The sequence below is a fragment of the Rhizobium sp. RU33A genome, assembly GCF_900156055.1.
Lineage (GTDB): Bacteria > Pseudomonadota > Alphaproteobacteria > Rhizobiales > Rhizobiaceae > Allorhizobium.
Window position 1 is genome coordinate 758,954 of sequence record NZ_FTMQ01000003.1, and the last position, 13,259, is coordinate 772,212.

A 13,259-nucleotide genomic window follows, 5' to 3' on the forward strand; every position below is an offset into this window, starting at 1 on the left:
ACTTCATATGCCATGATCAACGCTCCACCAGGGCCATTCTTGCATTGAACCAGTTCATGAAGAGCGAGGTCACAATGCTGATGGAGAGATAGACCACGAGCCAGATCGACACGATCTCGATCGCCTGTCCGGTCTGGTTGAGAGTGGTCCCGCCCGTCGAGACCAGCTCTGGGAAGCCGACGGCGACGCCCAGAGACGAGTTCTTCGTCAGGTTAAGGTACTGGCTGGTGAGTGGCGGAATGATGATGCGCATCGCCTGCGGTACGATCACGAGACGCGTTGTGGTCGAGGGCTGCAGACCAAGAGCTGAGGCGGCTTCCGTCTGGCCTTTCGACACGCCCTTGATGCCGGCGCGGATGATTTCCGCGATGAAGGCAGCCGTGTAGAATGACAGCGCGAGATAAAGCGCGACGAATTCCGGAGCGATGACGGCGCCGCCGGACATGTTGAAGCGGCTTGCGACGGGATAGTCGAACGTCAATGGCGAGCCGGCCGCCAGGAAGGCGAGAACCGGCAGGCCGACGATCAGGCCAAGGCCAACCCAGCCGGTCGGGAAGATCTGCCCGGTCCGCATCTGCCGCGCCTTGGCAAAGCGCGCGATGACGATGGTCAGGATGATGCCGACGAGCAAGGCGATCGGGATCATGCTGGCCCCATCACCCCAGATCGGCTTCGGGAAGGCGAGACCACGATTGTTGAGGAAGGTTGAGAACGGCAGCTCGAGCGAGTCACGCGGCTGCGGCAGGGTCGAAAGCACGCCCGAATACCAGAAGAAGATGACGAGCAGCGGCGGCAGGTTGCGGAAGGCCTCCACATAGACGGTGCAGAGCTTGGCAATCAGCCAGTTCCGCGACAGGCGGCCGACACCAATGAGAAAGCCGATTACGGTCGCGGTAATGATACCGGTTGCGGCGATCAACAGGGTGTTGAGCAGACCAACGAGAATTGCTCTGCCATACGTCGAATCTGACGAGTAGTCGATCAGGCTCTGCCCGATATCGAAACCGGCGCGGCCGTTCAGGAAGTCATAGCCCGTAGCCGTGTTGCTGCGGGCCAGGTTTGCGATGGTGTTGTTTGCAATGGTCCAGACGATAAACGTCATGACGGCGATCGTAGCGACCTGAAAGAAGATCGATCTTACTTTCGGATCGTAGATCAGCGAGCCAAAGCTCCGCCCTTCGGCGGGCAAACTGGTGGCGTGATCTGTCATGCTGTGCCAAATCCCCGAGGCTTCTGTGAGCCTTAAATGTTATTGTTTTTCGAGACAGCCGGCATTCTCTGATGTCGCCGCTGACCGCAGCGCTCGTACCGGTCTGAACACGTAGTCCCGATAAGCGCGAGGCGGCTTTCGCCGCCTCGCAAAGTCCAGCCTGATCTTAGCGGATCGGCGGTGCGTACTGCAGACCACCGTTGGTCCACAGGGCGTTCACGCCGCGCTCGATCTTGAGCGGGGTGCTGGCGCCGATGTTGCGCTCAAAGACTTCGCCGTAGTTACCGACGCCCTTGATGATGTTGTAGGCCCAGTCATTGGTGAGGCCGAGGTCAGTACCGATCTTGGTGTCGGCTTCGGCACCGAGGAAGCGCATGATGTCAGGGTTGGTAGAAGTCGACTTGATTTCGTCGACATTGGCCTGGGTGATGCCGAATTCTTCAGCCTGTACCAGGGCGTAGTGGGTCCACGAAACGATATCGAACCACTGGTCGTCACCCTGACGAACGGCCGGGCCAAGCGGCTCCTTCGAGATGATTTCCGGCAGAATGACGTGATCGTCCGGGTTGGTGAGCGTCAGACGCAGCGAGTACAGGCCCGACTGGTCGGTCGTGTAGACGTCGCAACGGCCGGCCTGGTAGGCAGCGTTGACTTCTTCCAGCTTTTCGAAAACGACCGGCTTGTACTCGAGGTTGTTGGCCTTGAAGTAGTCGGCGAGGTTGAGTTCGGTCGTGGTGCCGGACTGAACGCAGACGGCAGCGCCCGAGAGTTCGAGAGCAGACTTGACGTTCAGGCCCTTGGTGACCATGAAGCCCTGGCCGTCATAGTAGTTGACGGTGCGGAAGTTGAAGCCGAGCGCGGTGTCGCGGCTGATAGTCCAGGTGGTGTTGCGTGCGAGCATGTCGACTTCGCCAGACTGTAGCGCCGTGAAGCGGCTCTGGGCGGTGGTCGGCGTGTACTTGACCTTGGTGGCGTCACCAAAGACGGCAGCAGCAACGGCCTTGCAGTAATCGACGTCGAAGCCGGTCCAGTTGCCAGCAGCATCCGGCGAAGCAAAGCCGGCAAGACCCGTGTTCACGCCGCACTGGACGAAACCCTTGGCCTTCACGTCATCAAGCGTCGCGGCAGAAGCTGCAGACGCGCCAAAACCCAGGACCGCAGCGCCAATGGCAGCTGACAGGAACTTGTTGTTCATTTTTCCCAACCTTTTTTCTCTTGTTGTATGCCAGCGACGGCCACCAGCCGAATTCAGCAGCGTACGTCGGCCCGCAGCCTCCCGGTGCGAGCCTTCATATTCCATTCGTAAATTCATGCAGGGTCAAGTCTTTATGCCGCAGAACGGCCACAAAAGCGCGAATTTACCAAATTCGCCCTCCAAATAGGCAAAAATGTGTGGTTTTTAGCCTGAAGTGATGAAAATCTCGCCTTTTTGACTGTTCTGATATGCTCGAACTGCAAGACTTGCGCCGCGGATCACAGAATTGTGCAACTTGACCACTCTTCAATGAGGCGCGAAAACCACCGGAACCGAGCCTGAGGAATCGTCAATCCATGAGCAAATCCAAAGACTGGCTGGCGTCTGCCGGCACCGACACGAGACTGTGCCATATCGGCTATGATCCGGCCGACTACCACGGCTTCGTCAATCCACCGGTCGTGCATGCCTCGACAGTCCTCTTTCCCAATGCGCGGGCCATGGAAACGCGCACGCAACCCTACACATACGGCACGCGAGGCACGCCGACGACGGATGCTCTGTGTCGTGCGATTGACGAGCTGGAGGGATCGGCCGGAACGATCCTGGTGCCGTCGGGTCTTGCCGCGATCACGGTGCCATTTCTCGCATTTCTGTCGGCCGGCGACCATGCGCTGATCGTTGATTCCGTCTATTCGCCCTGCCGCCATTTCTGCGACACGATGCTGACACGCCTCGGTGTCGAGGTGGAGTATTACGATCCCGAGATCGGATCGGAAATCGAACGTCTTATCCGACCGAACACCAAGCTCGTGCACACCGAAGCGCCGGGCTCCAACACCATGGAAATGCAGGATATCAGGGCGATTTCCGACGCGGCGCACAAGCATGGTTGCGTGGTTACGATCGACAACACCTGGGCGACGCCGCTCTATTTCCGCGCCCTGGATTTCGGCGCCGACATCTCCATCCACGCCGCCACCAAATATCCATCGGGCCATTCCGATATCCTGATGGGGACCGTTTCCGCCAATGCCAAGCACTGGCCGGTGCTGAAAGAGGCGAACATCACGCTCGGCATCTGCGGCGCCCCTGATGACAGCTATCAGATCCTGCGCGGCCTGCGTACGATGGGTCTGCGTCTGGAGCACCACTACAAGAGTGCTTTTTCGGTCGCGCGCTGGCTGGAAGGTCGAGACGACGCCGGGCAGGTCCTGCATCCGGCGCTCGAAAGCTTTCCCGGTCACGCCATCTGGAAGCGCGATTTCAAGGGCGCGAGCGGCGTCTTCTCCTTCGTTCTTCCGGCAGCCTCCAAAGACAAGATCAAGCCGAAGGCGCATGCCTTCCTCGATGCCCTGCAGCTTTTCGGCCTGGGCTGGTCCTGGGGCGGCTACGAGAGTCTCGCGGTTCTCGTCAATCTCGAAGACCGCAAGATCCGCAAGGGTCCGACCGACGGCGCCGTGATCAGGCTCCAGATCGGCCTCGAGAATGTCGAGGACATCTGCGCTGATCTCGAGCGTGGATTTGCAGCGGCAGCGTCTGTCTGACGCCTAAACCGTTCAGCCGTCGATCCGATGGCCGTAGAGCCAGTCCAGGTCGGCGGCGAGCGTCTCGGGAGAGCGCAGCGACAAAACGATGTCGCGTCCGAGGCGGAATGGTCCGCGTGCATGGTAGGCGAAGCGGTTGAAGTCGCCGCGTGCCTTGACCCGGGCAGTGCGCGCCTTGCGTTCGCTCGTAAAGGCGGCAAGAGCCGAGGGCAGGGGTGACCGCGCGACATGGGCTGCCAGCGCAAAGGCATCTTCTATGGCCATGGCCGCTCCTTGCGCGGAAAAAGGCATCATTGCATGCGCCGCATCCCCGATCAGGATCGTATCGCGCCCATTGTGCCAGTTGCCGTCGGAAGCCTGATACAGCGGCCAGAAGGTTGGTCGCTCCGCGCCGGCCAGAATGGTTCTGATGTCGCGATGCCAGCCTGAAAACTGTTCGAGCAGCATTGCGCGTCGCGCCGCATCCGCATCGATGGCCCAGCTTTCGTCGCTCCTCGTGCCTGCTGCAATGGCAACCAGATTGAAGCCCTCGATCTCGTTCAGTGGATAGCTGACGAGATGCGCCTTGGCGCCGAGGTAGGCAGTCACACCCGTCCGGGACAGAAAGCCCGGCGCCGCAGCCCGGCTGATGGTGAAGCGCCAGGCGATGTTGCCGGAAAAGCTGACGCTCGGCGCGCCGACGATCGCATCGCGGGCGACCGACCAAGCGCCGTCGGCGCCGATGACCAGATCGGGTTTGCGATGGGTGATCGAGGCGAGGGCATCGCCCCCAACGCCCTGTACCCGATGGCCGAGATGCAGCCGGCAGAGCGGTTGGTTGAGTACCGCGCGCAGAAGGCCTTGCTGAAGGGTCGAACGGTGCAGAACGCCGTAAGGATGACCCCAGCGCTTCCTGGCGAATTGACCGGCGGGTACAGATGCCAGCGGGCGCAGGTCCCTGCCTGAAACCAGGCTGATCGCCGTTGGCTCCAACCAGTGACGTTCGAGTTCTCCGAGCACGCCAAGCGCGTCGAGGACGCGGGTCGCATTGGGCGATAGCTGGAGCCCGGCGCCGACTTCTCCGAGTTGCGGTGCCTGCTCGATGATATCAGACGAAATGCCCTTCGCGGCAAGCGACAGGGCAGTAGTCAGCCCCGCCACCCCGGCTCCGACGATGGCGGCGTGCTTGATGGACATGAAATCTATGCCGATCGTGACGCCGCGGTCACGCCGCCTTGATGTGGAAGACGCAGCCCGGCGGGTTGGTCTGCTCGGCCTTCAGGCTCGGATTGTAGCGGTAGAGCGTCGAGCAGTAGGAGCATACCTTTTCGTTGTCATGTCCCATGTCGATGAAGATATGCGGATGGTCGTAAGGCACGGAGGCGCCGGTGCACATGAATTCCTTCACGCCGACTTCGATCACGCGGTGACCGCCGTCGTTCTGAAAATGGGGAATGGTGTGGCCGGCCATGACTTGCTCCGAATGCTGTGCGAATTTGCGCGGACATTAGCGCCGTCATCGCCAAATGTGTAGAGCCGGGGGGATGCAAAAGTCACAGAAAATCTGCCTGCGGCAATTGATGTCACCGTATCCATGGCTATGGTTGCCGGCCCGTGCTCACAAGGACTGATCGATGAATCTCGACGCGCCGCCGTTTTCCAGCTTCCGCAATGATGGCCTAGACCTCGCCTATTTCGACGATGGCGATCCGGCAGGCGATCCGGTGCTGCTGATTCACGGCTTTGCCTCCTCGGCAAGCGTCAATTGGGTCTATCCCGGCTGGCTGCGGACGCTGGGCGATGCCGGCTACCGGGTGATCGCCATCGACAATCGCGGCCACGGCGCAAGCGCCAAGCCGCATGAGCCGGAAGCCTACCACCCGACCTCCATGGCCGCTGATGCCGCAGCGTTGCTCAACCATCTCGGGATCGCCGATGCCCATGTGATGGGCTATTCCATGGGCGCCCGGATTTCCGCCTTCCTTGCCATCGAACACCCCGACCGGGTTCGTTCGCTGGTCTTCGGCGGGCTCGGTATCGGCATGTGCGACGGTGTGGGCGACTGGGATCCGATCGCTGACGCACTGCTTGCACCTTCGCTCGATGACGTCTCCCACGAGCGGGGCCGTATGTTCCGCGCCTTTGCGGACCAGACGAAGTCAGACCGTCTGGCGCTTGCCGCCTGCATTCGCACCTCGCGCGACCTGGTGCGCCGGGAGGATATCGCCAGGGTCGAGATCCCGACCCTGATCGGCGTGGGTACCAAAGATGACATTGCCGGATCCCCGCATGAACTGGCCGAACTCATGCCGCGGGCCGTGGCGCTCGATATCCCCAATCGCGACCATATGCTGGCAGTCGGTGATCGGGTGTTCAAGAAGGCGGCTCTCGACTTCTATTCGGAATTGGCCGGAAACTGACGCTCAGCGGCCGGTGAAAACAGGCCGCCGGCGTTCGGCAAAGGCTAAGCGGCCCTCGCGATAGTCCGCGCTTTCGAAGGTCGAGGCGCCGATGATCTCGGCTTCTCGCAGCATGTCATCGTCGGCCTGTTCGACGGCGCGCAGGGCGAGTTTCGACGCGCGCAGCGACAAGGGCGCATTCGCGGCAATCGTGTCGGCCAGCATTTTTACGCGCTGCTCCAGTTCGTCGGGCTCGGTGACTTCAGACAGGAAACCGCAGCCGAGAAGGTCTGGCGCCTTCATGGCGGCGCCGGTGTAAAGCGCGCGCCGTGCCATCTGGCTTCCGAGGCCACGCACGAAATCCTGGACGGCATCGGCCGGATAGGCAAGGCCGAGACGCGCGGCAGGGACCGCAAACACCGCATCGGATGCCGCAATCCTCAAGTCGGCCGCCGCCGCCAGACCGAAGCCGCCGCCATAGCAGACACCCCTGATCGCCGCGATTATGGGAACCGGCGCTTCCCGGATGGCTGCAAAGGCGCGGCTGTTCGAGGCCTCATAGACGCGCGCGGTCTGAGCATCCTTGCGTAATTCGGTAAATTCCGAAATGTCTGCTCCGGCGCTGAAGTCTGCGGTGCCGGCCCCGGAAATCACGATCACGCGTGCCTCCGCCTCGACATGCAGCCAATGAATGGCCTCGGGGATGGCCCGCCACATGGCCGCCGTCACGGCATTCTTGCGTTGCGGATTGTCGAGGACCAACAGCCCCGTTCCGGCCTCACGGGAAGCTTTGATAAAGCCATTGGCGAAGCTGATCGACTGTTTCATGCGGCCCCCATTTGAGTTCATCAGGTCTTGGACTATATAATGCGTCTCTACGACGAATGAGGAGACCGGCAATGGTCGCACACAACGACGTCCTCAAGACCGAGACTGTCAAGTCCATGGATCCGATCTGGGACAGCCTGCGGCATGAAGCCCGTGTGGCGGCCGATCGCGATCCGATGCTGGCGGCCTTCTTCCACTCGACGGTGCTCAGCCACCGCTCGCTGGAGGATTGTGTGATCTACCGGATCTGCGAACGGCTCGATCACTCCGACGTACCTGCGATCGTGTTGCGCCAGGCCTTCGAGGCGATGATGGCCGACTGGCCGGAATGGACCGGTATTCTCCGCGTCGACATCCAGGCCGTCTACGACCGCGATCCGGCCTGCACGAGGTTCCTCGAGCCGGTGCTCTATTTCAAGGGCTTCCATGCGATCCAGACCCATCGTCTGGCCCATTGGCTGTGGAACAATGGCCGCAAGGACTTTGCGCTATATCTGCAGAGCCGCTCGTCCAACATGTTCCAGACCGACATCAACCCGGCCGCACGGATCGGCAAGGGCATCTTCCTCGACCATGCCACTGGTCTCGTCGTTGGCGAAACCGCACGCATCGGAGACAATGTTTCCATCCTCCACGGCGTTACCCTCGGCGGTACCGGCAAGGAAGGTGCGGATCGCCATCCCAAGATCGGTGACGGCGTGATGATCGGGGCGGGTGCCAAGGTTCTCGGCAATATCGAGGTTGGCAGTTGCTCGCGCATCGCTGCAGGATCCGTCGTTCTAAAGCCCGTGCCGAAATGCACAACAGTCGCCGGCGTACCCGCACGCGTGGTCGGGGAGGCGGGTTGTGCCGAGCCGGCGCGCTCAATGGACCAGATGATCGCCTCGGACGACTGACCGCACGAGAACGTGAACGGCAAGGTTTGCCCGGGTTCCCTGGGGCAAACTTCACTTCGCGTCTTTACAGGTCCGGAATGCCCGTGCGACAAGCGCGCACCCAAGAAACAGTCCACGGAGACGCAGTGTGAAACCCGAAGAACTGAAGAAGCTCGACGCCTATTTCAAGCGCACCTTCAACCCGACGATGAGTGTGAAGGCCCGTCCGCGCAAGGACGATTCCGCTGAGGTGTATGTCGGTGACGAGTTTCTCGGCGTTGTCTTCAAGGACGACGAAGACGGTGATCTCTCCTACAATTTCTCCATGGCGATCCTCGACGTCGATTTGACGTAACTCGCTTCTGTCGCCACAATAGGCGGCGAGGTTTGATCGCATGATCGCAAAGCAGGGGGCTGTACCAAGGCGTACAGGCCCCTTTTTCTTATCCGGCTTACAATTGACGATTGTTGTGCGGTGCACAAATTCACTTGACCGTTTTTGTGCGGATGCTATCTTCGGGCTATCTGATATGCCGACAGAAGGAGGATGCTCGCATGTTCAACATCGATGACGCCAGCAAGAAGAGCAGGGAAGCCATGGAAACCATGATGAAGAACTATTCGGAGGTGACCAAGAGTTTTCAAGCGATTGCGACCGAAGCGACCGACTATTCCAAGAAGTCGTTCCAGGACATGGCATCCTACATGGAAGCCTTGACATCGGTGAAGAGCGTTGAGGCAGCTTTCGAGCTCCAGACCTCCTTCATGAAGTCCTCCTATGAGAGCTTCGTTGCCGAAGCGACCAAGATGGGCGAAATGTATGCCGACCTCGCCAAGATCGCTTACAAGCCCTACGAGGGTGTTGTCGGCAAGGCCATGGCGCCCATGTCCACCGCCGCCTGATCGAAGCTTGCGCGTAACATTCGAGACCGGCCGTGCCCCGCACGGCCGGTCTTGTCATTTGTGGCTGCTGGTATAACCTAATTCTTCAATTTCCTCGCATTTCCGGGCTTCGTGACAAATTGTCGTCATGGCAGCCTGGGGGGCTTAAAATCACCGCATAATGAACTACCTTACTGTGCTGAGTGTTCGTCCGCACCGATGTGTAACGGCAAACCGGCCGGACAACGGAGAATGAACTGAAATGACTGCCAAGCCGGTCTTCATGCAGAGCCAGGGTGACGGGGATAATGCCAATCGCGGCACCTCGGTGATCACTCGCACCAAGCCGAAGACGAAGAAGCCGAATCTGTATCGCGTCCTGCTTCTGAATGACGACTACACCCCGATGGAATTCGTGATCCACATCCTGGAGCGCTTTTTCCAAAAGGACAGGGAAGCCGCCACCCGCATCATGCTGCACGTCCACAATCATGGTGTCGGGGAATGTGGTGTCTTCACCTACGAAGTCGCCGAAACCAAAGTCTCACAGGTTATGGATTTCGCCAGGCAACATGAACATCCGCTTCAATGCGTCATGGAAAAGAAGTGAGGATCAGACGTGCCAACATTTTCACCCAGCCTCGAAAAAGCGCTGCATCAGGCCCTGACCTACGCCAACGAGCGTCACCATGAATATGCGACGCTGGAGCACCTGCTGCTCGCTCTGATCGACGACGCCGATGCCGCCGCCGTCATGGGGGCCTGCAACGTCAACCTCGATGCCTTGCGCAAGACCGTCGCCGATTTCGTCGACAACGATCTCGCCAATCTCATTACCGGCTATGACGAGGATTCGAAGCCGACTTCGAGCTTTCAACGCGTCATCCAGCGGGCCGTGATCCATGTCCAGTCCTCGGGTCGCGAGGAAGTGACCGGCGCCAATGTGCTCGTTGCGATCTTCGCCGAGCGCGAGAGCAATGCTGCGTATTTCCTGCAGGAACAGGAAATGACCCGCTACGATGCGGTCAACTACATCTCCCATGGGATCGGCAAGCGTCCGGGCGCATCGCAGGTGCGCAGCCCGCGCGGTTCGGATGATGGTGAGCCCGAGGCCAAGCCGGGCCGCGAGCCGGATGAAGCCTCCGCCAAGGGCAAGCAGGAGGCCCTGAAGGCCTACTGCGTCAACCTCAACGAAAAGGCCAAGACGGGCCGCATCGATCCGCTGATCGGTCGCCATGACGAGGTCAACCGGACGATCCAGGTCCTGTGCCGTCGTTCGAAGAATAACCCGCTTTACGTGGGTGATCCAGGCGTCGGCAAGACCGCGATCGCCGAAGGCCTCGCCAAGCGCATCGTCGAGGGCAAGGTGCCGGAAGCGCTTGCAGACGCAACCATTTTCTCGCTCGACATGGGCACGCTGCTTGCTGGCACCCGCTATCGCGGTGACTTCGAGGAGCGTTTGAAGCAGGTGGTCAAGGAACTCGAGGACTATCCGGGTGCCGTGTTGTTCATCGACGAGATCCATACGGTGATCGGCGCTGGCGCGACCTCTGGCGGCGCAATGGACGCGTCGAACCTCTTGAAGCCGGCGCTCTCGTCCGGTGCGATCCGCTGCATCGGTTCGACCACTTACAAGGAGTATCGCCAGTTCTTCGAAAAGGACCGGGCGCTGGTCCGCCGCTTCCAGAAAATCGATGTTAATGAACCGTCGATCGATGATGCGATCGAAATCATGAAGGGCCTGAAGCCCTATTTCGAGGAGTATCACAAGCTTCGTTATACCAACGAGGCGATCAAGTCGGCTGTCGAGCTTTCGGCCCGCTACATCTCCGACCGCAAGCTGCCCGACAAGGCGATCGACGTGATCGACGAGACGGGTGCGGCCCAGATGCTGTTGCCGGCCTCGCGTCGCCGCAAGCTGATCACCGAGAGGGAGATCGAAGCGACAATCGCGACCATGGCACGCATTCCCCCCAAAACGGTGTCCAAGGACGACGAGATGGTGCTCGCCAATCTCGAAAAGGAACTGCGGTCCGTCGTCTACGGTCAGGACAAGGCAATCGAAGCCCTTTCCACCTCGATCAAGCTTGCCCGTGCCGGCCTGCGCGAACCGAACAAGCCGATCGGCTCCTACGTCTTCTCCGGGCCGACGGGCGTCGGCAAGACGGAAGTGGCAAAGCAGCTGGCGTCGTCGCTGGGTGTCGAACTCCTGCGCTTCGACATGTCGGAATACATGGAGCGGCACACGGTTTCGCGTCTGCTCGGTGCGCCTCCCGGCTATGTCGGCTTCGACCAGGGCGGTCTGCTGACCGATGGCGTCGACCAGCATCCGCATTCGGTCGTTCTGCTCGATGAAATCGAAAAGGCGCATCCGGATATCTACAATATCCTGCTGCAGGTCATGGACCATGGCCAGCTGACCGATCACAACGGCAAGAAGATCGACTTCCGCAACGTCATCCTGATCATGACGACCAATGCGGGCGCGTCGGAAATGGCGAAGTCGGCGATCGGCTTCGGCTCTTCGAAGCGTACCGGCGAAGACGAGGAGGCGCTCAACCGCCTGTTCACGCCGGAATTCCGCAACCGTCTCGATGCGACGATCCCGTTTGCACCGCTGCCGACGGAAGTCATCCATCAGGTGGTGCAGAAGTTCGTCATGCAGCTGGAAGCCCAGTTGTCCGAGCGCAACGTGACCTTCGATCTGTCCGAATCCGCGATCGCCTGGCTGGCGAAGAGCGGTTACGACGAGAAGATGGGTGCCCGTCCGCTGGGGCGTGTCATCCAGGAGCATATCAAGAAGCCGCTCGCCAACGAGATCCTCTTCGGCAAGCTGAAGAAGGGTGGCGTCGTCAAGGTCGGCACCAAGACCGACGACACCGGCGCCGAAGTGCTCGATCTGGAGTCGATTGCAGAGGTCCCCGCCGTGAAGCCGAAGCCGGAGGCCGAAGTTGCATCGGCAAAGCCTGTCAAGGCGAAGCGCAAGCCGGCGGCAAAGGCGACGGCGATTGTCGATGAGGGCGATGTCGCCGTCATCGATGAGGCACCGAAGCAGCCGAAACGCTCCGCCGTGCCGAAGGTGCCGAAGAAGAAGTAAGCACCCCAAGCTTGAGAGACCCGTGCCGGGCGTTCTGCCCGGCACTTTCTTTTTGCCGATCCGGATTTTCAGATGTCTTCGGCCACCTCCGATATTTCTCAAACACGGTGGTTTTTCACCGGCATGCGCGGGCTCTACAGCCTGCCTGCGATCATCCTTATGATTTCCTTCGTCGGCTTTTCTGCCTTCGCGCTTGAATCGGGCGTCAGCCGCGCGGAAGCGATGTTCATGACAGCGGCCGTTTGGGCGCTGCCGGCCAAGATGATTCTGATCGGCACGATGACCAGCGGCGCCAATCTGCTGGCGATCTTCCTCGCCGTTTCGCTCTCCTCCATCCGCATGATGCCCATGGTTGCCTCGCTCGTGCCGGAAATGCGCACCGAACGCACGCCGACCTGGCTTTTGCTCGTCCTGTCGCATTTCATCGCAATCACTGCCTGGGTCTTTGCGATGGGCAGCTTCAAGACTGTGCCGAGGGAAGGGCGGGTCGCCTATTTCGCCGGCTTCGGCATCACCCTGGTGACGGTGAACACAATCCTCGTCGGCGTCTGCTATGGGCTGGTGGCGAAGTTCCCGCCCGTGGTTGCGGGCCTTCTCTTCTTCCTGACCCCGGTCTATTTCATCGCGTCCATCTGGGCGACGGGCCGACAGTCTGTCGTCAAGGTGGGCTTCATCGTCGGCGCTGTCTCGGGCCCGCTCCTGGCGCTGGTCATGCCCGGTTTCGACATCCTGATTGCCGGCCTCGGCGGCGGCACGCTGGCTTACCTGTTCGACCGCTATGTGATCCGGTCAGGGCAGAAGCAGGCGACCGCCGCTGACATCGATCCGACCACCCAGGCAGACGAGGTGGTTTGATGCAGGAATATTGGCCGTACATCGTCATCATCATCGCCGGCTGGCTTGCAACGGATATTTGGCGCTGGCTCGGTGTCCTGGCCGGAAATCGGCTGCAGGAGGGATCCGAAGCGCTGAACTGGGTGAGGGCGGTCGCGACGGCTTTGGTGATGGCAGTGACGGCAAAACTCATCGTCTTCCCGACCGGCACACTCGAAACCTCGCCGCTTTGGCTGAGGCTCGCGGCGGCCGGAATCGGCTTTGCGGCCTTCCTCCTGTCCGGCCAGCGCGTCATCGTCGGTGTTCTGGTGCCCCTGGCGATCCTGGGTGCGGGCCTGCTCTGGCTCTGACATCATGTCCGTTCACAGACACGTGTGATCGCTGGAATTGCCACATTTCGCTTCCCAAATCGG

At 60.4% G+C, this 13,259-nt stretch carries 14 protein-coding genes; 9 read left to right on the forward strand and 5 right to left on the reverse strand.

Annotated elements, in window-relative coordinates; genetic code table 11:
- Positions 1–16 precede the first annotated feature (16 nt).
- Both BW978_RS14720 and BW978_RS14725 read right to left on the reverse strand, forming a co-directional pair.
- Positions 17–1,210 carry an amino acid ABC transporter permease gene (locus BW978_RS14720; protein ID WP_076396248.1) on the reverse strand — a complete coding sequence of 398 codons (1,194 nt, stop codon included), beginning with the start codon at positions 1,208–1,210 and terminating at the stop codon, positions 17–19.
- A 166-nt stretch (positions 1,211–1,376) separates the two neighbouring features.
- The gene (locus BW978_RS14725; RefSeq protein ID WP_076396250.1) at positions 1,377–2,405 is read right to left on the reverse strand and encodes an amino acid ABC transporter substrate-binding protein; all 1,029 of its coding nucleotides are present in this window, start codon (positions 2,403–2,405) and stop codon (positions 1,377–1,379) included.
- Between the two features lie 356 nt (positions 2,406–2,761).
- On the opposite strand from BW978_RS14725, the gene BW978_RS14730 reads away from it, so the two are divergent.
- Complete coding sequence (locus tag BW978_RS14730) at positions 2,762–3,952, forward strand: cystathionine beta-lyase (protein ID WP_076396252.1); 1,191 nt, start codon at positions 2,762–2,764, stop codon at positions 3,950–3,952.
- A gap of 12 nt (positions 3,953–3,964) precedes the next feature.
- On the opposite strand, the gene BW978_RS14735 is transcribed toward BW978_RS14730, so the two are convergent.
- Positions 3,965–5,128, reverse strand: a complete 1,164-nt coding sequence (locus tag BW978_RS14735) for an FAD-dependent monooxygenase (RefSeq protein ID WP_076396254.1) — start codon at positions 5,126–5,128, stop codon at positions 3,965–3,967.
- A gap of 28 nt (positions 5,129–5,156) precedes the next feature.
- Positions 5,157–5,402 carry a zinc-finger domain-containing protein gene (locus tag BW978_RS14740; RefSeq protein WP_076396256.1) on the reverse strand — a complete coding sequence of 82 codons (246 nt, stop codon included), beginning with the start codon at positions 5,400–5,402 and terminating at the stop codon, positions 5,157–5,159.
- 163 nt (positions 5,403–5,565) lie between these two features.
- Between BW978_RS14740 and BW978_RS14745 the strand changes: the two genes are divergently transcribed.
- Positions 5,566–6,351 (forward strand): alpha/beta fold hydrolase, encoded by a 786-nt coding sequence (locus tag BW978_RS14745; protein ID WP_076396258.1) that lies wholly within the window; start codon positions 5,566–5,568, stop codon positions 6,349–6,351.
- Positions 6,352–6,354: 3 nt separating this feature from the next.
- Here the strand turns inward: BW978_RS14745 and BW978_RS14750 are convergent, their stop codons facing one another.
- On the reverse strand, positions 6,355–7,158 hold the full coding sequence (locus BW978_RS14750; protein ID WP_076396260.1) for an enoyl-CoA hydratase-related protein: 804 nt from the start codon (positions 7,156–7,158) through the stop codon (positions 6,355–6,357).
- Positions 7,159–7,229: 71 nt separating this feature from the next.
- Between BW978_RS14750 and cysE the strand changes: the two genes are divergently transcribed.
- From cysE to BW978_RS14785, 7 genes are all read left to right on the forward strand, one after another.
- Entirely contained in the window at positions 7,230–8,054 is an 825-nt protein-coding gene (gene cysE / locus BW978_RS14755) for a serine O-acetyltransferase (RefSeq protein WP_069041459.1), read from the forward strand.
- A gap of 127 nt (positions 8,055–8,181) precedes the next feature.
- Positions 8,182–8,388: a DUF3126 family protein gene (locus BW978_RS14760; protein WP_076396262.1), complete on the forward strand. Its 207-nt coding sequence runs from the start codon at positions 8,182–8,184 to the stop codon at positions 8,386–8,388.
- 200 nt (positions 8,389–8,588) lie between these two features.
- A complete protein-coding gene (locus tag BW978_RS14765; protein WP_076396264.1) occupies positions 8,589–8,936 on the forward strand; it encodes a phasin family protein in 348 nt (115 codons plus the stop codon).
- Between the two features lie 241 nt (positions 8,937–9,177).
- Entirely contained in the window at positions 9,178–9,525 is a 348-nt protein-coding gene (gene clpS / locus BW978_RS14770) for an ATP-dependent Clp protease adapter ClpS (RefSeq protein ID WP_054151297.1), read from the forward strand.
- A gap of 9 nt (positions 9,526–9,534) precedes the next feature.
- Positions 9,535–12,012 (forward strand): ATP-dependent Clp protease ATP-binding subunit ClpA, encoded by a 2,478-nt coding sequence (clpA, locus tag BW978_RS14775; RefSeq protein ID WP_076396266.1) that lies wholly within the window; start codon positions 9,535–9,537, stop codon positions 12,010–12,012.
- Between the two features lie 72 nt (positions 12,013–12,084).
- Positions 12,085–12,867 carry an AzlC family ABC transporter permease gene (locus BW978_RS14780; RefSeq protein WP_076396268.1) on the forward strand — a complete coding sequence of 261 codons (783 nt, stop codon included), beginning with the start codon at positions 12,085–12,087 and terminating at the stop codon, positions 12,865–12,867.
- Positions 12,864–13,196, forward strand: a complete 333-nt coding sequence (locus BW978_RS14785; RefSeq protein WP_076396270.1) for an AzlD domain-containing protein — start codon at positions 12,864–12,866, stop codon at positions 13,194–13,196. The genes BW978_RS14780 and BW978_RS14785 overlap by 4 nt, the downstream gene beginning before the upstream one ends.
- Positions 13,197–13,259: the final 63 nt, after the last annotated feature.

Bases quoted from the DNA above. Each gene is read 5' to 3' on its own strand.
- BW978_RS14745 (WP_076396258.1), top strand. From the start codon at position 5,566: ATGAATCTCGACGCGCCGCCGTTTTCCAGCTTCCGCAATGATGGCCTA.
- BW978_RS14780 (WP_076396268.1), top strand. From the start codon at position 12,085: ATGTCTTCGGCCACCTCCGATATTTCTCAAACACGGTGGTTTTTCACC.
- BW978_RS14730 (WP_076396252.1), top strand. From the start codon at position 2,762: ATGAGCAAATCCAAAGACTGGCTGGCGTCTGCCGGCACCGACACGAGA.
- BW978_RS14740 (WP_076396256.1), bottom strand. From the start codon at position 5,402: ATGGCCGGCCACACCATTCCCCATTTTCAGAACGACGGCGGTCACCGC.
- BW978_RS14765 (WP_076396264.1), top strand. From the start codon at position 8,589: ATGTTCAACATCGATGACGCCAGCAAGAAGAGCAGGGAAGCCATGGAA.
- clpS (WP_054151297.1), top strand. From the start codon at position 9,178: ATGACTGCCAAGCCGGTCTTCATGCAGAGCCAGGGTGACGGGGATAAT.
- BW978_RS14735 (WP_076396254.1), bottom strand. From the start codon at position 5,128: ATGTCCATCAAGCACGCCGCCATCGTCGGAGCCGGGGTGGCGGGGCTG.
- BW978_RS14720 (WP_076396248.1), bottom strand. From the start codon at position 1,210: ATGACAGATCACGCCACCAGTTTGCCCGCCGAAGGGCGGAGCTTTGGC.
- BW978_RS14750 (WP_076396260.1), bottom strand. From the start codon at position 7,158: ATGAAACAGTCGATCAGCTTCGCCAATGGCTTTATCAAAGCTTCCCGT.
- cysE (WP_069041459.1), top strand. From the start codon at position 7,230: ATGGTCGCACACAACGACGTCCTCAAGACCGAGACTGTCAAGTCCATG.
- BW978_RS14725 (WP_076396250.1), bottom strand. From the start codon at position 2,405: ATGAACAACAAGTTCCTGTCAGCTGCCATTGGCGCTGCGGTCCTGGGT.